At 58.1% G+C, this 19,305-nt stretch carries 14 protein-coding genes; 10 read left to right on the top strand and 4 right to left on the bottom strand.

Going from position 1 to position 19,305, the window contains the following annotated elements; genetic code table 11:
* The first annotated feature begins 160 nt into the window (after positions 1-160).
* The 3 genes from O3648_RS07620 to O3648_RS07610 all read left to right on the top strand — a co-directional run bounded on the left by O3648_RS07620 (position 161) and on the right by O3648_RS07610 (position 5,177).
* Positions 161-1,231, top strand: a complete 1,071-nt coding sequence (locus O3648_RS07620) for a phosphodiester glycosidase family protein (RefSeq protein ID WP_371569417.1) — start codon at positions 161-163, stop codon at positions 1,229-1,231.
* On the top strand, positions 1,228-2,421 hold the full coding sequence (locus O3648_RS07615; protein WP_371569415.1) for a glycosyltransferase: 1,194 nt from the start codon (positions 1,228-1,230) through the stop codon (positions 2,419-2,421). The genes O3648_RS07620 and O3648_RS07615 overlap by 4 nt, the downstream gene beginning before the upstream one ends.
* A gap of 863 nt (positions 2,422-3,284) precedes the next feature.
* Positions 3,285-5,177, top strand: coding sequence for a S8 family peptidase (locus tag O3648_RS07610; RefSeq protein ID WP_371569411.1), 1,893 nt, complete (start codon positions 3,285-3,287; stop codon positions 5,175-5,177).
* A 971-nt stretch (positions 5,178-6,148) separates the two neighbouring features.
* Here the strand turns inward: O3648_RS07610 and purM are convergent.
* The 4 genes from purM to O3648_RS07590 all read right to left on the bottom strand — a co-directional run bounded on the left by purM (position 6,149) and on the right by O3648_RS07590 (position 10,868).
* Positions 6,149-7,294, bottom strand: coding sequence for a phosphoribosylformylglycinamidine cyclo-ligase (gene purM, locus O3648_RS07605; protein WP_279740901.1), 1,146 nt, complete (start codon positions 7,292-7,294; stop codon positions 6,149-6,151).
* A complete protein-coding gene (purF, locus tag O3648_RS07600) occupies positions 7,294-9,045 on the bottom strand; it encodes an amidophosphoribosyltransferase (RefSeq protein ID WP_314078518.1) in 1,752 nt (583 codons plus the stop codon). The genes purM and purF overlap by 1 nt, the downstream gene beginning before the upstream one ends.
* A gap of 240 nt (positions 9,046-9,285) precedes the next feature.
* Complete coding sequence (locus O3648_RS07595; protein ID WP_279740896.1) at positions 9,286-9,738, bottom strand: sterol carrier family protein; 453 nt, start codon at positions 9,736-9,738, stop codon at positions 9,286-9,288.
* A 2-nt stretch (positions 9,739-9,740) separates the two neighbouring features.
* The gene (locus O3648_RS07590) at positions 9,741-10,868 is read right to left on the bottom strand and encodes an asparaginase (RefSeq protein ID WP_371569408.1); all 1,128 of its coding nucleotides are present in this window, start codon (positions 10,866-10,868) and stop codon (positions 9,741-9,743) included.
* Positions 10,869-11,279: 411 nt separating this feature from the next.
* Here O3648_RS07590 and O3648_RS07585 point away from each other — a divergent pair, with 411 nt between their 5' ends.
* The 7 genes from O3648_RS07585 (at position 11,280) to O3648_RS07555 (ending at position 19,304) form a co-directional block, all read left to right on the top strand.
* A complete protein-coding gene (locus tag O3648_RS07585; protein ID WP_279754760.1) occupies positions 11,280-11,618 on the top strand; it encodes a hypothetical protein in 339 nt (112 codons plus the stop codon).
* Between the two features lie 154 nt (positions 11,619-11,772).
* Positions 11,773-13,056, top strand: a complete 1,284-nt coding sequence (gene purD / locus O3648_RS07580) for a phosphoribosylamine--glycine ligase (RefSeq protein ID WP_371569406.1) — start codon at positions 11,773-11,775, stop codon at positions 13,054-13,056.
* Positions 13,057-13,232: 176 nt separating this feature from the next.
* The gene (locus O3648_RS07575; protein WP_049327456.1) at positions 13,233-14,159 is read left to right on the top strand and encodes a phosphoribosylaminoimidazolesuccinocarboxamide synthase; all 927 of its coding nucleotides are present in this window, start codon (positions 13,233-13,235) and stop codon (positions 14,157-14,159) included.
* An 895-nt stretch (positions 14,160-15,054) separates the two neighbouring features.
* Complete coding sequence (locus O3648_RS07570) at positions 15,055-15,957, top strand: adenylate cyclase (RefSeq protein ID WP_371569403.1); 903 nt, start codon at positions 15,055-15,057, stop codon at positions 15,955-15,957.
* 196 nt (positions 15,958-16,153) lie between these two features.
* On the top strand, positions 16,154-17,368 hold the full coding sequence (locus O3648_RS07565; protein ID WP_371569401.1) for a peptidoglycan-binding protein: 1,215 nt from the start codon (positions 16,154-16,156) through the stop codon (positions 17,366-17,368).
* A gap of 1 nt (position 17,369) precedes the next feature.
* Positions 17,370-18,146, top strand: a complete 777-nt coding sequence (locus tag O3648_RS07560) for an ABC transporter ATP-binding protein (RefSeq protein ID WP_371569398.1) — start codon at positions 17,370-17,372, stop codon at positions 18,144-18,146.
* Complete coding sequence (locus tag O3648_RS07555; RefSeq protein ID WP_371569395.1) at positions 18,147-19,304, top strand: ABC transporter permease; 1,158 nt, start codon at positions 18,147-18,149, stop codon at positions 19,302-19,304.
* The last annotated feature ends 1 nt before the right edge of the window (position 19,305 follow it).

Genomic DNA, 19,305 nt, shown 5'->3' with positions numbered 1-19,305 from the left:
GGGCGCAGAGCCAATAAACATGTTTATACATAGATATGCATAAATCTATTTGATAATAGAGCATAGTTGGTAATAAAAAAGTTTGAAATGAATAATCATACATAGCTCCTGCACAGCTTAGTCATGACTGGCACAGAGAATAGGCCGGCATTCTAGAGACATGAACAACGAACAGAACATGACTCAGAACATTGACCAGACCACCCAGACCGCGGCAGAACAAGCTAACGCAGTACAAACCGCTGCAGAGCAGAAGCTAGCCAAGAAGAATCTCACTCGTCGAATCTTTATCGGCGGCGGCCTCGGTGCACTCGCAGTAGTCGGCGGCGGTACGGGGTGGGCATACAACCGCTACCTGGCAGAGCACACCGAAATCGAAGACACCACCGCCTACGAGGCGGCAGCAGCCCAGGCAAACGCAAGCGCCTCCGGCTCCGCCACCGCAGACCCCACCGAACTGACTGGCGTGAAGGTCAACGGTCAGAGCCTCACCGCTAACGAAGGCTCTATCACCATCACCACCAACACCACCGGTAGCGGCTCGGATGTGGTCGTCTCCTTCGTAGCAGACATAAAGCTCGACAACGCGACTCTGCTGCGAAGCGCCTTCGCCAACAACAAGTTCGGCCAGAACATCATCGACACCCCCTCGAACATGGCGGCTGAACACAACGGCATCTGGGCAATCAACGGTGACTACTATGGCTTCCGTACCACCGGCATCGTGATCCGAAACGGTGTTGTCTACCGTGACTCCGGCGCACGTGAAGGCTTCGCCTTCTACCGCGACGGCTCCGTCAAGCTCTACGACGAAACCGCAACCAATGCCCAGACCCTCGTCAACGAGGGTGTGTGGAACACTCTCTCCTTCGGCCCCGCGCTGGTCAAGGACTCCGCAATCGTCGACGGCATCGACAGCGTCGAGGTGGACACCAACTTTGGTAACCACTCCATCCAGGGCAACCAGCCGCGAACCGGTGTGGGTGTGCTCGGCACCAATCACCTGGTCTTCATTGTGGTCGATGGCCGCTCCACCAACTACTCGCGTGGCGTGACGATGCCCGAGTTCGCCCAGATGTTCAAGGACCTCGGCTGCGTGAGCGCCTACAACCTGGACGGTGGTGGCTCCTCCGCCATGGTCTTCAACAATGAGCTGGTCAATCGCCCGCAGGGTGGCACCAAGGAACGTGGCACCAGCGACATCCTCTACATAGCAGGGAGCGCATCGTGATTATCCTGATACCCGCCTATAAACCGGACCAATCACTAGTCCGGTTTGTCCGTGCCCTGCGTGAACAGGATCCGGATACAGAAATTCTCATCATTGACGATGGCTCCGGCAGCACCTATGCGCCAATCTTTACCGAACTGCGTATCGACGGCGTGACCGTGCAGGCCCACCCGGTCAACAAGGGTAAGGGTGCGGCACTGCGCACCGGCATCGCCTGGGTGAAAGCAAACCGTTCCGGCGAGGTCATCGTCACCGCCGATGCAGACGGCCAGCACCTACCCCGGGACATCTTCCGTGTGGGCGTGCGCACCGAAATCGCAGCGGCGGCAGGCCAGATGAGCATCATCCTCGGCGTGCGTACCAAGCCCGACCCAAACGCCGGCGAAGAAGGCACCAAGGTGCCGCTACGCTCCAAGATTGGCAACAGCGCAACCGTAGGCTTCTTCGCCCTGGCGACCGGCGCCCGCGTGGCAGATACCCAGACCGGTCTGCGCGGCTTCACTCCGCAGATTCTGGACTGGCTGCTGCAGATCCCCGGCGATAAGTATGAGTACGAGTTCTCCATGCTTCTGCGAGCAACCCGCGCAGACGTGGAATTGGTGCAGGTACCTATTGTGAAGGTCTACGAGCCGGGCAACCCGACCAGCCACTTTAGGCCTCTGCAGGACTCGGCGCTCATTTACGCGCCGCTGCTTGCCTTCCTGGTTTCGTCTTTCCTGACCGGCTTCCTTGTGGATGCTATCGCCTTCTTCGTCCTGATGGGCATAGGCGCTCCGCTGCTGGCAGCCGTGATTGGTGCCCGCATCATCTCGGCGCTAACGAATTTCACCGTCAACCGAATGCTTATGCATGACGGAGGGGCATGCACCTCCGCATCCTCTTCGCTGGTACGTTACACCGTGCTGGCGGTGGGCATCCTCGCAGTCAACGCGGCTCTGATGGAAGCTTTGACCGGTCTGGGGGCGTCCCTGCTGGTCACCAAGATTCTGACCGAACTGATTCTAATCCCGATCAGCTTCGCGGTTCAGCGCCGCTGGGTCTTTCTACCTACCCAGCGTCAGAAAAATACTCGAGAAAAGACTCAAGCAATCGCCACCTCTTCCGGCTTGCGTGCGGTGAGCTACGAGTCGGCTCGCATGGAGGCTGCCGGCATTCGTGCCGGAATGCCCGCCTCTCAGGTAGGTCCCTAGCGGCTAGTTCACTAGAGGCTACCTACAAAACTTCTCCCACCCATCAGTCGTGAGGATAGGTGGGAGATGCAAGCTGCAGCATCAAAAGCGGCAGCGTTCTGTTCACGCAAAGACCCCAATGAGAAAACTCAACGGGGTCTTTGCGTATGGGAGCGCCGGAAGCGGCAAGGGGGTTGGTCATCCACTAACATAAATGCACCTTTTAGAAAATATCTGCATTCTTTGTGTATTGGCTTGTGAGGGGCGAATAGAAAAAAGAAAATGCACATCATTGCATTGATATATATTTTCTCTCAGCCTGTGTGCGGGAGTTCTTTGGAAGTAGTTTATGTGGTGGGATGTTGCTATCCTAGTATCTTTTCCTATGCGTGAAGCGACTAAAGCTCGATAGTGTGGCGTAAATAATAAGATTTTTATTTCACGTAAATGCAAATAAAGAAATGCCTGGTTGAGCTATTCTCCTGGGCTTGAAGTAAAGATTTAAGTTTTACTTATCTTTACATAAAGTGACCTGTATCATAAAGGTTATTTTATTCATAAAGTAACCCAAAAAGGGTGCTAGAGTATCTCACGGTACGTACCCGTGCATGCATATTGTGGAGCTACCCTCAACAGCCCCACAAGCTACAATGCAGACACCACGCACCACAGCGCCATGCATCAACCACCCCGCACAACAGCATCTACCCACAGAGACATCTGCCCGGTAGATGCGTGCGATAAAAACACCGCACAGCGCTAACACCCCACTCTTCCCTATTCACTCGTACCGAGTACACACACCTCGCTCTGCGCCCTCAACGCAAGTCGGCAACGCTACACCGCATCGTGCGCACCCGGTACCACTCACCTCAAGGACGTCCATGTTTCGCATTGCTCGCCCCTCCCAGGCACGCTCCTCACAGCGTTCCCTGCTGAGCTTCGTCACCGCGACCTGCCTGCTCTCGGTAAGCGTGATCCCCGCCGTGGCGGCACCCACCGCGCAGGTTCCCCACCCTAAGGCATCTGCGACGGCAGAGGCATCTAATACTGCCCAGGTCTCCAATACTGCGCAGTCCGCGCCCGTGGCATACAACCGCTTCATCATCACCTACACCGATGAGGCGAAGAACGCCGCCTCCGCCGAAGCCACTGCAGACCAGATTGACTGGTCCGCAGCTGCCGGTACCCAGCAGGCAACCTGGAGTGACGCACTCTACGCAGGCATCACCTCCGATGTGCAGAGTATCGACGAGCTGCTGAACATTAAGACCAGCTACGTCCGCTCCACCGCGCTGGATGCCAGCGTAGTCACCACCTCTTCGGAGCTCACCCCGGCTCAGGCGCAGCAGTATATGAACGCCCTGAGCGCGAACTCCAAGGTCGCCTCCGTAGTACCCGATATGCGCCGCTACGCCACCGTGGATCACACCTCGGAAACCATCAAAATCAATGACCCGAAGATGAACCGCATGTGGTCCCTCACCGGTGAGAACGGAGTCTCCGCGCTGGAGGCGTGGGGCACCACCCGCGGTAAGGGTGTGACCGTGGCGGTGCTGGACTCCGGTATCACCGCTCACCCGGACCTGGACGCTAACGTGCTGCCCGGCTATGATTTCATCGCCGAGTCGGCGTTCTCCAACGACGGTAATGGCCGCGACTCCGACCCGACCGACGCCGGCAACTGGACCGTAGACAACCAGTGCTTCACCGGTTCGAAGGCAAGCCCTTCCGACTGGCACGGCACCCACGTGGCGGGCACTATTGCCGCTATTGCGAACAATAACGAAGGCATTGCCGGTGTGGCGCCCGAGGCGAAGATTGTGCCCGTGCGCGTTCTGGGCGCCTGCGGCGGCTTCGACTCGGACATCACTGACGGCATTATCTGGGCTGCCGGCGGTAGCGTGCGCGGCGTTCCGGCAAACCAGAACCCCGCCCAGGTCATTAACATGTCCATCGGTAGCGAGGGCACCTGCACCACCCCGTACCGCCAGGCGATTGCTCAGGCGAATAAGCGTGGCTCCATCGTGGTCGTCGCAGCGGGTAACAACAACTTTGATGCCTCGAAGTCCAGCCCCGGCAACTGTGAGGATGTCATCAACGTGGGCGCAACCGATAAGAACGGCAAGCGCTCCTACTTCTCCAACTATGGCTCCCGCGTGGACGTGAGCGCGCCCGGTGGCGATCGCCGCTACTGGGGTGGCGGTATTCTCTCCACCCTGAACGCCGGTAAGACTGCTCCCGGTAAGGCTGACTACGCCGAGTACCAGGGCACTTCCATGGCGGCACCGCACGTTGCTGGTATTGTGGCGCTCATGAAGGCGGTCGACCCGAAGCTTACTTACGCTCAGGCGAAGAAGGCTCTGCAGTCCACCTCTCAGGGTGTTGAGTGCGACCAGTCCGCGTGCGGTTCCGGCATTGTGAATGCAGCACGCGCGGTTCAGCAGGTTCGTTCCGATCGTGAAGCTGCGGAGGCTGCCGTAGCTGAGGCGGCACGCAAGAAGGCGGCTGAAGAGGCAGCACGCAAGAAGGCTGAAGAGGACGCTAAGCGTCAGCAGGCCCCCGCACCGAAGGTGATCCCGGCTCCTAAGGCTAGCCGTCCGGTGACCCGCCCGTCCCGCCCGGTTAGTCGCCCGTCCCGCCCGGTCACTCGCCCCTCCTACCCGTCGCGTCCGCGTTACGGCCACACTCCGCGTTACCGCTCCTGGTACGGTGCTTCTGTGAACACCTACCCGAACAATGGCTATCTTGGTTTCGCGACCGGTAATCGCCACTAGTCATCTCCGCCAGTTGAGTTAGAGTTTAGATACGAAAAGCCCCCGATGAGTTCTCTCATCGGGGGCCTTGCTATACCGGCGGGGCGAATATTATGAAGAATCACCCCGGCAGCGCGGCTAGTGCTTTTCTTTGGTCTCGCGGGCTTCTGCACCGGGTTGGTGACCAGCGGCTCATCCTGGATGATGGGCTCGGTGTCACCATTCAGGTCGTAGACCTGGGCATCTCGGGGATTTCCAGTGCGGGGGCGCCAGGAATCCGGTCGTAGTCGTCAGCGAGGTTCCACTGCTTGCTGTACTGCGGGGCGTACCCGGGGCTGCCGCGGTGGGGGTGTTAGGGCGCGCTACACGCCGAAGTATGGAAGCCTCATCTGGTTCTCCTGATGTAGGTGTGTTGGTGCGGACTGTGTAATGTGTATGGATGCGTTCGGCCTATTTTTTGGTTTGGTTTTACGGGGCGGCAAAGGGCTCTGTTTTTGGGTGTGCTGAAGTGCTGAAAGGGGTGAGGGAATAGCGTTTCTTTGACCCTTTTTTGCGTACCGGAAGAACTCTTTTTGGACGGTGTGCAACGTACATTTCTAAGGTATTACTTCAAGGTGAGCTTTAGGGATTTTTAAAGCAGTTTTCGTGGGTTAATGTGTAGAAAATTAACCTATCTAGGCTGAATAGTGCCTAATCATTGAGGGTTGATGTAGGTGAGTCTTGAAGGTTTGGGTGTGTGAGGTGAACTGCATGGTGCCACTGAAGGGTGGGGTGATAAGTAAATGTTTTTAACACTGTGATGTAAACACTCAAATGCATTAAAAATGCGGTTGATATTAAAAGATAAAAACCAGTCAAAACACGCCAGACAGCGCGCCCTGCCTGCAGGCACACAAAAGACCGGGGCGGCCACCGCATGGGTGACCGCCCCGGTCTGTAGAAATCATCAGCACCAGCAAGCTGGCGCTCGCTGTCTACTGGAGAAAGCGTCCTTAGGAAGCGTAGGAGCCCAGCAGGCGAACCGCGCCGCCGTCCACTCCCTTAGCGCCCTGAACGTAATCGGGGTTGTTAGCCTCGGGCTCGCCGGCGGCAACAACGTCACCCATAATCCAGGAGGGGATGCCGCGGTCGTTCAGGCGCTTGGTAGCAGCCTCAGCCACGGAGGGGTCAACGATAGCAATCATGCCCACGCCCAGGTTTAGGGTACGCTCCAGATCGGCCAGGGGTACGTTGCCCAGCGAACCAATCAGGGAGAAGATTGCGGGAATCTGCCAGGTGGAGCGGTCCACGCGACCCTCCAGGCCCTGGGGCAGAACGCGAGCCAGGTTAGCTGCCAGGCCGCCGCCGGTCACGTGGGAGAAGCCGCGCACACCGCTACCGGTGGTGCCGTCCTCACCGTTGACGGGGAATGCTGCCGCCAAATCCAGGCAGTCTGCCGCGTACACGCGGGTGGGTTCGAGCAGCTCTTCACCGATGGTGCGGCCCAGTTCGTCCACCTGACGCTCCAGACCCCAGCCGGCAACGTTCAGGACCTTACGGACCAGGGAGTAGCCGTTGGAGTGAATACCGGAGGACGCCATAGCGATCAGTACGTCGCCCTCACGCACGCGCTCGGGGCCGAGCAGTTCGTCTGCCTCGACCAGACCGGTTGCTGCGCCCGCAACGTCGTACTCGTCCTCTGCGAGCAGGCCGGGGTGCTCAGCGGTTTCGCCGCCAACCAGGGCGGTGCCAGCCTGTGCACATGCGCCAGCGATACCGCGCACAATGTTAGCGATACGTTCGGGAACGACCTTGCCGGTAGCAATGTAGTCGGTCATGAACAGCGGCTTCGCACCGCAGACGACGATGTCGTCCACGACCATGCCTACCAGGTCGTAACCGATGGTGTCGTGAATATCGAGTGCCTGCGCGATAGCGACCTTGGTGCCCACACCATCGGTGGAGGTAGCCAGGTAGGGCTTGCGGTACTTGACGAGCTCGGAGACGTCGTACAAGCCCGCAAAGCCGCCCACGCCACCAACTACGGAGGAGTTGTGGGTCGCCTTGATAGCGCCCTTCATCAGCTCAACGGCGCGATCGCCAGCCTCTACGTCAACACCTGCGCTCGCGTAGGTTACGGTGGTGGTGTTCTCGCTCATTAGGATTCCTTCGGGGTAGTGGTAGCGGAGGAGTTTGCGGGGGTGCGGTCCTGCTCCGTGAGCAGTGCCTCGAGGTCGGCGTCGGGGCCGGGGTTGCACATGCCCATACCGGCATCGTCTGCGGCAACCTGTACTGCGGAGGGGTCGAACTTCGTTTCGAGAGTATCGGTGCCTTCGCGGGTATCGATGGAGACTGCCTCAGCATGCTCAGGCTTGGAGGGGACGGGGCGCTCCACGGTCACCTCAGCCGCCTTACCGGCGAGGGGGCCGCCATTGCCCTTCTCCGTGGAGTCGAAGAGGGACTTGCCGCGTCGTTCCTCACTCGGCAACTCAATCGGGTATTCGCCGGTGAAGCATGCGGTGCACATGTTTTCGGCGGGCTGCTCGGTGGCTGCCATCATGCCGTCCTGTGAGATGAAGCCGAGCGAATCGGCACCCAGGGAGGATGCGATTTCGTCCACGGACAGGCCGTTCGCAATCAGCTCCGCGCGGGAGGCGAAGTCAATACCGTAGAAGCAAGGCCACTTCACGGGCGGGGAGGAGATGCGCACGTGCACTTCCTTCGCGCCAGCTTCGCGGAGCATACGCACGAGGGCACGCTGAGTGTTACCGCGAACAATGGAGTCGTCAATAACGACGAGGCGCTTGCCGGCCACCACAGACTTGAGCGGGTTCAGCTTGAGTCGAATACCGAGCTGGCGGATAGTCTGCGAGGGCTGAATGAAGGTTCGGCCCACGTAGGCATTCTTGACCAGGCCGTTACCGTAGGGAATGCCGGACTCTTCGGCGTAACCAATAGCAGCCGGAACACCGGATTCGGGAGTGGGCATGACCAGGTCAGCTTCAATAGCGTGTTCGCGGGCAAGCTGACGACCCATCTCTACGCGGGATTCGTAGACGCTACGGCCGGAGATGGTGGTGTCCGGGCGAGCGAGGTAGACGTACTCGAAGACGCAACCGGCGGGCTTAGCTTCTGCGAAACGCTGGGAACGCAGACCGTTCTCGTCAATGGTGATGAACTCGCCGGGCTCCACTTCACGCACGAAGGACGCGCCGACAATATCAAGTGCCGCGGTTTCGGATGCGACAACCCAGCCACGCTCCAGACGACCGAGCACGAGGGGGCGTACACCCTGCGGGTCGCGTGCAGCGTAGAGGGTGTGCTCATCCATGAAGGTGAGGCAGAAAGCACCGCGCAGGGTCGGCAATAGGTCGAGTGCTGCTTCTTCAAGGGAATCGAAGTCATGCTCTGCCAGTAGAGCCGTAACGAGTGCGGTGTCGGTGGTGTTACCCTGAGCAAGCTCACCGTGCTTGGGGGGCTTGCCACCGTTCTTTTCGAGAATACGGTCGTAAAGGTCAGCGGAATTGGTGAGGTTACCGTTATGCGCCAGGCAGAGCGTGCCGTGCGGGGTGGTACCGAGGGTGGGCTGTGCATTAGCCCAGTGGGATGCGCCGGTGGTGGAATATCGGGCGTGGCCGATAGCGTGGTCGCCGGGCATGGAGCTGAGGGTGGCTTCATCAAAGACCTGGGAGACCAGTCCCATATCTTTGTACACGTGGATGCGTTTGCCGTTACTGGTTGCGATACCTGCTGATTCCTGGCCGCGGTGCTGGAGTGCGTACAGGCCGTAGTAGGTTAGCTTTGCCACGTCCTCGCCGGGAGCCCAGACGCCGAAGACGCCGCAGGCGTCCTTGGGTCCGTGGTCAATCGGATCGAGGTCGTGAGTGAGTTTTCCGTCGGGGCGAATCAATTCACTTCTTTTCGACGTTGGGACTGCGGATGCGTCTGTGCAAGCGCAAGATGAGGGCGTGTTGCCGCACTCACACCTGCCCGTGTGTGCCGTAGCATACACCAGACCTTTAAAAGTGTACCGGGTTTCGGAGCCGATGCGGTGAAGGATACGCTAAATACCTCAGGATGGACCACTAGAACAGGCACCAAATACGCCAAATCACGAAGACTGCGTGGACCTGCTGGCTCGTAGCAAATTCTAGAAGAGCGGCAACAAACCCGAAAGATCACTACGCTCACCCGACGCATCGAGCGTACCGGCACCTACCGCCTGCGCCCACGAACAGGCACCCAGAACCAGTGCCGCCCACACGAGCGGACGCGCCTCCACCACGGACGGGGGAGTGCCGCGCGTATGTCGAGGACCCGCCACGCACTGGGTCACACCCAGCGGGGGCACACGCACCTCCACGCTATTGCCAGGGGCGAGGGTTGCCAGCTCCTCCAGGGTGAAGCGCACAAAGGTCGTACGCACTGAACGGGGGAGAGCAGCAAACGCCTGCTCTACCTCGGGGCTGTTCAGCAGGTACTCACCTCGGGCATGCACATCTGCAAGCTCACCGACTGCCGCACACTGCGCCTCAAAGAAGGCACGCACTTCGTGCACCGCCGCCATGCCCGCTTCCTCGCTGGTCTTACGCCGAATCGCCACAACTAGTTCCCTTCCGGGGCGCTGGGAGCCAGATTCTCGCGGGTAAAGAGCTCCTCGTGCACACGAAGCTCGCCCACTACAACCGGCTTGCCATCCACGTAGCCGCCGGTCACCGAGCGAACCACCAGCGTGAGTAGGCGCTCGCATTCCTCGGCGCTCAGGTAGCCGCCAGCAGCGAGAGCACGCAGAGCCACGGCGTACATGGCGCGGTGCGAACCGTCGCTCATCTTTACCACCACGGACGTGCCCGAACGCAGACCAATGCAGAGCACGCCCTCCGCGCCGCCCTTGACGATTGCGTCCAGTTCTTCGCTGAGCACGGTGTCGGGGGAGCCGGGTGCCTGGATCAGTTCGGGGTAATCCACCATGGCGGTCGCGACCGTGGAGGCGCGCGCATCCGCCCCGAGGTTGCGGATTGCCGAGCCGAGGGTTGAGTAGGCGCGTGCGGCACCGGCCAGGGAGACGGCGTGCACGGGTGCGCCACATCCGTCAACGCCGATGGCGGCTACCGGCTCGCTGGTGAATGCTTCAATTTCTTCGGTGATGACCTGCTGTAGCGGGTGTGCGGGGTCGAGGTAGTTGTGCAGGATCCAGTTCTGCGAGCCCTCTTCGAGGTCGCCACGCTCAAGCTTAGCGGTGCATGCCCACAGGAATGCGGCGTGCTTGCCGGAGCAGGGGTGCGCAAGGGCAGTAGCAGCGAGGTTCGCCTGAGTCATTGCCTGGCGTGCCTGCTTATCGGCAGGGAACATGGGCTCGAGTGCCAGGTTTTCCGGGGTGAGCGGGTTGGTTTCGGTGCTGCCCTGGGTGAGTACGTCCTGCACGGCACGCATCTGCTCGAAGGTGCCGCGGTGCGATCCGCAGGCGATGGCGACCTGGGAACCGCGCAGGGGTGCGCCCGCCTTCATGGATCCAATGGCCTGCAACGGTTTGGCGGCGGAACGGAGGAAGAATGGTTCGTGAATATCACCGAGGGCAAGCTGCACATCGCCATCGGGGCTGAGGAGGATGAGGCGGCCGCGGTGTCGTGCCTCAATGAGGTTGTTGCGGGTGAGTTGCGCGAGTTCTACGTCGAAGGCGCTGCTCTGGCAGGTGGTGGGAGTGGTTGCCTGTGGAGTGGTGCTGTTGGTCATTCTTCTAGTTTAAGGGGTGTATTGTTCTGCCTTATGTGCGCGGTTTTACGTGTATAAGGCGGCTCAGAATGGTATCCCCGCAAATATTTCCGTGCAGAACGTTGCCTGTAAGGGCGGGGCGGATTCATCCTTATTTTTGTATGGTTACGTGATATTTTTGGGCTGGCAGTGAGCTATATGCGTGATATCTCTCATGTTGATCGGTGGTATTTAGCATGGGGGAATAGAATATTCGTGGAGTATGCCCGTAGAAGTCTGCGCATGCCTCTCAACATGGGAGCGGCCCCTTCCTAACGCCACGTATCCTGGTGCCACCCAGAACAGATTCTCCCATCATCTACGTCTCCACTGTTTGCGAGAATGACAGCCTCAGATAATACGCACATTAAATCATCAGGAATAGGTAACTTTATGGCAGAGCAGAACTACTCTTCTTCCACCACCCCTAAGAACACCGCAGAAAAAAGCGGCATGAGCGCTGAATCTGAATTTCACGCCAAGTTTTTCCCCATTCTCGCGCGAGCTGCTTCGATTGCTGCCGTGCTCATGTATGTCTTCTACTTCCCGCAGATTATCGGTAACCTGAACGGTCACAAGGGCGACTGGATTCAGCCTCTGGTAGCCGCTATCAACTGCACTCTATGGATGCTGTACGGCCTGTGGCGCCCCAAGAAGGACATTCCAATTGTCATCGCTAATGCCCCCGGTATTGTTTTTGGTGGTCTTGCAGCTGTGACAGCATTGGTCTAACCCGAATCAAAGCCACCTATGTTGTGGTGAATACTCACCTGATGCGGTTCTTCTCTGATAAGCATTCTTTTGAGCATGCCGTTCGATGAGAAGAGCCGTATTTTTAGTGCTCCCAGCTCACATTTTTAGTGTGATAGCGGGTACCCTGAATAGCATGAAGGTTTTGGTACTGGGCCCCGGCGGCCGCGAACATGCAATTATCCGAGCGCTTCTGCGCGACCCTGAGGTAACTGAGGTGCACAGCGCCCCCGGCAATGCCGGCATCGCCCAGGATGTTCCCGTCTACGCAATTAATGCGAATGACCCCGCCCAGGCAACCGCCCTGGCACGTGAGCTGAACGCCGACCTGGTTGTTATTGGCCCGGAGGCGCCCCTGGTCGCAGGTGTTTCTGACGCACTGCGTGAGGCGGGTTTTGACGTTTTCGGCCCCTCCGCAGCTGCTGCACAGCTGGAAGGTTCCAAGGCTTTTGCAAAGCAGGTCATGGAAGAGGCTTCCGTGCCGACTGCTCGTGCTTACGTGGCAACGAATGCCGCTGAGGCGCAGGCTGCCCTGGACGAGTTCGGTGCGCCCTACGTGGTGAAGGACGACGGCTTGGCAGCAGGTAAGGGCGTTGTGGTGACCGAGGACCGCACCGCGGCACTGGAGCACGCTCAGGCTTGTTTCAACGCTGGCGGCACCGTGGTCATCGAAGAGTTCCTGGACGGCCCCGAGGTGTCCCTCTTCGTCATCTCTGACGGTAAGAATGTTCTGCCGCTGTCCCCGGCTCAGGACTTCAAGCGCATTTTTGACAACGATGAGGGCCCGAACACCGGCGGTATGGGTGCCTACACCCCGCTTCCTTGGCTGCCCGAGGGCTTCGTGCAGGAGGTCGTGGAGAAGGTTGCACGCCCGACCGTGGCTCGTATGGCTGAGCGCGGTACCCCGTTCGTGGGTGTGCTCTTCTGTGGCCTGGCCGTGACCAGCCGCGGCGTGCGCGTTATCGAGTTCAACGCCCGCTTTGGCGACCCGGAAACCCAGGCGGTTCTGGCGCGTCTGCGTACCCCGCTGGGTCAGCTGTTGTGTGCGGCTGCTCGCGGTGAAATTTCTGAGGGTACCGAGCTGGATTGGGATCCCCGCACCGCAGTTGACGTGGTCATGGCTGCCGAGAACTACCCGGACACTCCCCGCAAGGGTGACGTCATCTCCGGTCTGGATGAGGCGAACGCTCTGGAGGGCGTGCACGTGATTCACGCGGGCACTGCCGCATCCGAGGAGGGTGTGCTGACTGCTGGCGGTCGTGTGCTGGCTGTTGTTGCTCTCGGCGATGACTTGGCTGCTGCCCGTAACGCTGCCTACGAGGGTGTTCGCGCTATCTCTTGGGCTGGCGCACAGTACCGTACCGATATCGCGTTGAAGGCTGTGGAGAACCGCATCCACATTCCCGCTCCGCGTAGCTAAAACATTAATGTGACCGGCTTCCCCGCTTGAGGGTGGGGGAGCCGGTCGCTTCTTTGCCTCAAGATTGTGCCGTATTGATGATTGATTGGCACTACCGGGAGTTGGGCTTGTCGCGGTATTGTAATTACACAGACTTTTTGCATCCACATCACACCACCTCATCAGGAGAAATTCTCATGACTTCTCGTTCTAACCCCCTGGAAATCCCGGGCTGGACTCACATTTATTCCGGTAAGGTCCGCGACCTGTACGTTCCGAATGAGGAACGTTTTGACGCTACCGGCTTGACCGTCAATGATGACGCTGAGCTGCGTGCCGGTTCGGTCATGGTTGTCGCCTCGGACCGTATTAGCGCTTTTGACCGTATTCTGCCTACCGAGATCCCGGATAAGGGCAAGATTCTGACTCAGATGTCCCTGTGGTGGTTTGAGCAGCTCAAGCAGGTCCCGAACCACGTGCTGTCCACTGACGTTCCGGATGTTGTGGCTGGTCGAGCTATGATTTGCCGTTCGCTGAATATGTTCCCGGTGGAGTGCATTGTGCGTGGTTACCTGACTGGTTCGGGTTTGGCGGCGTATAACGAGACCGGTGAGATTGCTGGTGTGAAGCTGCCTGCGGGTCTGGTGGATGGTTCCCGCCTGGACACCCCGATTTTCACTCCGACCGGTAAGGCTGAGGTGGGTGAGCATGATGAGCTGGTGACCCGTGAGGAGCTGTACGCTGAGGTGGGTCAGCCGGTGGGTGAGCGCCTGGAGGAGCTGAGCCTGAGCCTGTACACCACTGCGGAGAAGATTGCTCGCGAGCAGGGCATTATTCTGGCGGATACCAAGATGGAGTTCGGTACCGATTCGTACCGCGGCGAGATCACCCTGGGCGATGAGGTGCTGACTCCGGACTCTTCGCGGTTCTGGGATGCAACCCAGTACGAGCCGGGTCGTGCGCAGCCGAGCTTTGATAAGCAGTATGTGCGTGACTGGCTGCGTTCCCCGGAGGCGGGTTGGGACGGTTCGGATAACGTGCCGCACCTGCCTGAGGAGGTTGTGGAGAAGACTCGTGCCCGTTACGTTGAGGCGTATGAGCGTCTGACCGGCACGAAGTTCTAAACTGAATATTTCGGGCTGAAATAAGTCTTTGAGATAGCTAAAGGGCGGTGCCCCGGAAGGTCATTCTTCCGGGGCACCGCCCTTTAGCTATGTGGGTTCATGCGATTGAGGGGCGAAGCTTAGTCGTTGCGCTTGTCTTTTTTGTGTGTATTCACCGGGAACGCCTTTAGAAGACTAAATTTTCCTGGATTTGTTTTAATACGGTATGAACAAGCATATATATATGTGATTTAAATCACTGCTGGGTAATGCAGATTTTCATTGCATCTAGACATGGGGCCTTGCTATGATTCTATCACCATCTAATAAGTTGCGTTTTATACACAAAATGCAATAAATCGCATATATAGTTTGCATGGTTCCTGCTATGTGGCGAATTAGTGCAAATAGTTATATGTCGACAAGATGGTATATCCACTCATGGGGGTCAGTAATTCAGACTCCTACCTAAGCAATAAGGAGATTCGCTATATCGCGTTCTACTTTTGTCCGTGCGTTGTCCGCTATCGGCGTTGCCGCCGCCTTGTCGGTTGGGGCAGCTATGCCCGCTGCTCACGCTGATTTTCACGCATACGACCATGTTGGTCTCAGGGGTGAACTGACTCGTTCTGGTTTCAGCAACTTCATCGATGTCCCCGACAATATGCTTTCGTCAGCAGCCAACTGGACCGGCGGCCATCTCAGGGGTATTAACACTAACTGGTGGGGAAACAATGTTACCTTCCACATTAACCCAGGACAGGTGATGTACTATGTTGGTGATACCGCCAACGACACTACTGATTATGTAGTTTCCCGGTAACTACGACACTACATCTGTCAGAGGGTAGGAGCCTACTCTTAGGGTTTAGGCTCCTACCCTCCCTGCTCCTTACTGTTGAGAAAGATGAAGTCCATGGCAAAGAAGCCCTTCACACCCCTCGTCCTTATCGGTATTGCCTGTTGCCTGGGCGTATCGAGTTGCTCCACCACCGTTGAGGTTAAGCAAGACATTCGTAATGTCCTGGCAAGCTACGAGAATCCCTCCCCGGACATTAACGTGGCCCTCGTTAACGAAGTCAAAAAGTGCATGAGTGAGAAGTCCTTCACCTACTCCGGTAGCCAGAACATTATTGACGGCAGCTCCGTTCATGAACTTGCGATGAGTGACGCCCACTTCGCCAACGAAGAAGCGGCCACCCAAGGGTACTTATCCACCCGGCAGGGCAACGCTAGCTCCAGCAATGCACCCGCGATGGAAAACCCGGCATATCGGAAAGCATTTCAAGGCGACCCCCAAGCCGCAGACAGCAAAACCGTTACCATCACGATGAGTAACGGTGCCCAGACCGGCATGGCAACAGATTCATGCCTGGGACGTGCGGCAGAGGCTGTCTTTGGCTCAGCAGAAAACTACCTCAAATACATCAACTTCATTAACGAGCTCATCGTGGGTGGATCCAAAAATAACGCGGTAGAAGAAATGGGGAAATACTACCGTAATGACACCACCTACGGTGCATGCATGAAAGAAAGCGGATACACCGATATCCAGCACTTCGGAGATGCTCCCAGCTACGCAGAGAAAACCTGGGGTAAGTACAAGGCAGCCAATGTAGCCGCCAATGCGGAAGAGCAGGCCCTAGCTCACGCCGACTACAACTGCCAAAAGTCCACTGGAATCCTGACTAAAGCGCAGAATATCTACTACGAAAAGGCCGCGACCTGGCTCAATGAGCATGAACCGCTCATCCTTGAAGTACGCGATATCGAACGTCAGGCACAGGAGCGCGCCGCAACTCTAGTCAACGGCAACTAGCCAACGGCAAATAGTAAACGCTGATTCCTCGTTGAACATTTTCTAGCGAGATTTTTCTATCGCTCCTCTGCTCTCAACCGCTTTCACCCGCGGATGAGAGCAGAGGATACACCCCTTTATTCAGCCCCCGCCACGTTGTTTCCCTCAGCAATTACCCCTAGTCCCGCCCTATATTTCACCGTAGAAAGGTGAACCCATGAACACGCAGCAGAGTTCAGAAAACCCCCGCCGCGCCGCCACGACGGCAGCCATACGCGCCTACCTGGTTCCGGTGCTCGTCATTCTGCTCGTCATCACCGGCGGGTTCTCCATCTACGCACTCAACACGGGGCTACGCACCAATGTTGAATCCAATGCGCAGCCGTCCCGCGCCGCGCAACTAACAACCCGCATCAGCACGCAGACTGTTACCCGCACCTACTCGGGAGAAGTCAGCGTGTCACCCGCCCGAAGCTACACCGTAGGAACCCCTCAAGGAGTGGTGACCAGGGACGGCGCCAAGGCGGGTACCCAGCTGAGTAACGGCTCAATTATCACCACTATCAACGAGCGCCCCATCATCGCGTTCAAGGGTAGTATCCCCGCCTACCGCGACCTTGCCGTAGGCGCACGCGGCGATGACGTTAAACAGCTCCAAGAAGCTCTAGAATCGCTCGGCTACAGCATCTGGGATGAGGAAGGAAACTACGGCGAAGCAACCGCTAACGCTGTCTACCGTTTCTACCTGGATCGTGGCTACTACCCTCCCGGGGATACTGACCGAACCGAAGAAGGACGCTACAGCACCGCACTGCCGCTCTCTGAATACCTCTTTGCTGACGGCAATGAATACACCGTAGACAACAGCTGCGGCACCAAAGGCCAAACCTCAACTCCGGCGCTGTGCACCCTATCCGCGGGTGGATACCGTCTGGTACTCTCGGCGGATGGTAGCGCTCTCAGCAATGAACTCGCTGAGGGACAGAAAGTCCAGATTCTTACCGATAACGGAAGCCCGCTCGAAGGTACCCTAGGTGCAGCCCTCACACCCGAAGGCTCAACTAACGCTGACGGCGGCGCTAACGCAGGTGTCTCCAACGGTGCGCAGAACAGCGCGCGACCTAACAGCGATACCCCCGCACCAGGAGCTACCGCACGGAAACGCTACCCCATCAAAATTGACTTGCCGGAAAACACGACGGCATCAACACGTTTTCAAGCAACCGTCACCCTCAACCGAGGCGCTGAAAACGCCCTCGCGGTGCTCGAAGCAGCCGTCAAAACTGAAGAAAACGGAACGCACTCCATCACCCTGGATAACGGTCAGAGCATTCCCGTCACCCTCGGTGTGTGCTCCGCCGGAATCTGCGAGCTCGTCAACCCCGCTGCAGAACTCAAGGCAGGTACTGTCGTGAAGCTGAAGGAGCACTAAAATGCCTCATTGCGAGACAGAACGTGCCCTCACCGCGAGCGCTACCGCCTCGAAACCTAATATCGAGTGCCACAATATTGCGCGTTTCTTCCCACCCTCCACCTGGGCGCTCAAAAATGCGACCCTCAGCATCCATGAAGGCGAATCGGTGGCCATTACCGGCGCCTCCGGAAGCGGAAAATCTACGCTCCTCTCTATCATCGGGCTACTCGATCAGCCTTCTGAAGGTGAGTTGAAAATATTGGGCCAAAACATGGGCACCGCCAGCGACGCCGAACGAACCGTGGCGCGCCGTGAGCATATTGCTTTTGTCTTTCAGGCGTACCACCTTATTGCTCATCTGAACGCCACCGAGAACATTGCCCACACCCTCCGGATGCGCGGCGTACCGGGCCGTCAGGCACATCAGCGTGCGTTGCAGGCACTCGAACAGGTGGGTTTGGGGCACCGTTTGGAGGTTCTTCCCCGCAATATGTCCGGTGGTGAACAGCAAAGAGTCGCGGTTGCGCGTGCGTTAGCCTGCGCCCCGCGTATCCTGCTGTGCGATGAGCCTACAGGAAATCTCGATACTGAAAACTCTCACAAGGTGTTGGATCTGCTCCTCGCCGGCCGTGCGGAAAAGCAAAGCCTGGTCATCATCACCCATGAGCCCGATATCGCGGCTCGCTGCGACCGGCAGCTACACATGGTCGATGGGATGCTCGTTAGTCCCGAACTTACTATTCCCGAAGATCCGGCTCACCAAGCGCTCAAAGAACCCGTTGTCAGGGGAGGATAGATGCTAAGGAACAACCTTCACTACGCTCTCCTTGCAGTTGTCCGCCGTTGGCGCCGCAACCTGCTCACAGTATTGGCGATGCTCGCGGGAACAACCACCATCATCATGCTGGTGGGCGTCAGTGAGTCGTCAGCGCTCAATACGAGCTCTCAGCTGGCCAGTTACGATTCCACCCGGCTCGGTGTGCGACTCCAGCCGCAGACCTGGGATATACCGGAGGAGGAACTACTCTGGCGCGTTAACCAAATTCCAGAGGTCAAAGCTGCCGGTACAGTCACCATAGATACGCAGGCAACGCGTCCACAAGTCAATAGGCCGGGGCATGAGGGCCAGCAAACGCTCCTCGCAGTCGTTTCAGAAGCAGGTTTGAAAGCACGAGGCGCGCACATTGTCGAAGGGCACTTTTCGGAGCCTGCCCGCGAACGCCCCGGTGAGCCTACCGTCTATCTGGGCGTTGCCCTCGCGAAAGAGCTAGGGGTCAGCACTGAGCCCGGGCGGAACATGATTGAGGTCAACGGAATGCGAGCCTATGTGCTCGGCATTATCCGTGACGGCGGCAAAAACGCTGCTCTCAGTAGCGCTCTTATCCTGCCGACCACTTCCACTTTCTTGCCGCAAGCCCACACCCTGCAACGCGGTATGGACGTCATCGTGAATCCAGGAAGTGCAGATACGGTCGCAGAACAGCTCAAGCAGGTACTCGATCCGCAGCGCGCCCCCGTTGATACAAACGTTGAGATTCCGCCTTCACCGGTGACTCTTCGTGCTTCCTTGACGAAGGATAGCCGAGCTCTTACGACCATTATTCTGGTGGTTCTTATCGTCTCGACAAGCTTCGGCATTGTGATGACCATGCAGATTTCGGTCTGGGAACGCCGCCGGGAAATCGGCATTAACCGTGCATTGGGGTTGGGACGGCGAGATGTGGCGGTCAGCTTCCTGGCGGAGGCGGCTCTCCTCGGGGCGCTAGGCGCTCTTGGAGGCTTCATCCTCGGTATTCTCGGTTCCTGGGTCGTGTGCCTTCTCAACGGATGGGCACTATCTCTGCCGCCCCTTATCCTAGGGATTCCTTTCCTCGGCTTGGGTGTGGGCATCGTTGCGGGTGCATTGCCCGCCTACGCGGCAACGAAGGTTCAGCCGCTTGAACTCCTGCAATAAG

The organism is Rothia sp. 27098_8_161 (assembly GCF_041432905.1).
In the GTDB taxonomy this organism is placed as follows: Bacteria; Actinomycetota; Actinomycetes; order Actinomycetales; family Micrococcaceae; genus Rothia.
The sequence above is the reverse complement of the archived record's forward strand: the minus strand, read 5'-3'. Positions and strand labels throughout refer to the sequence as shown.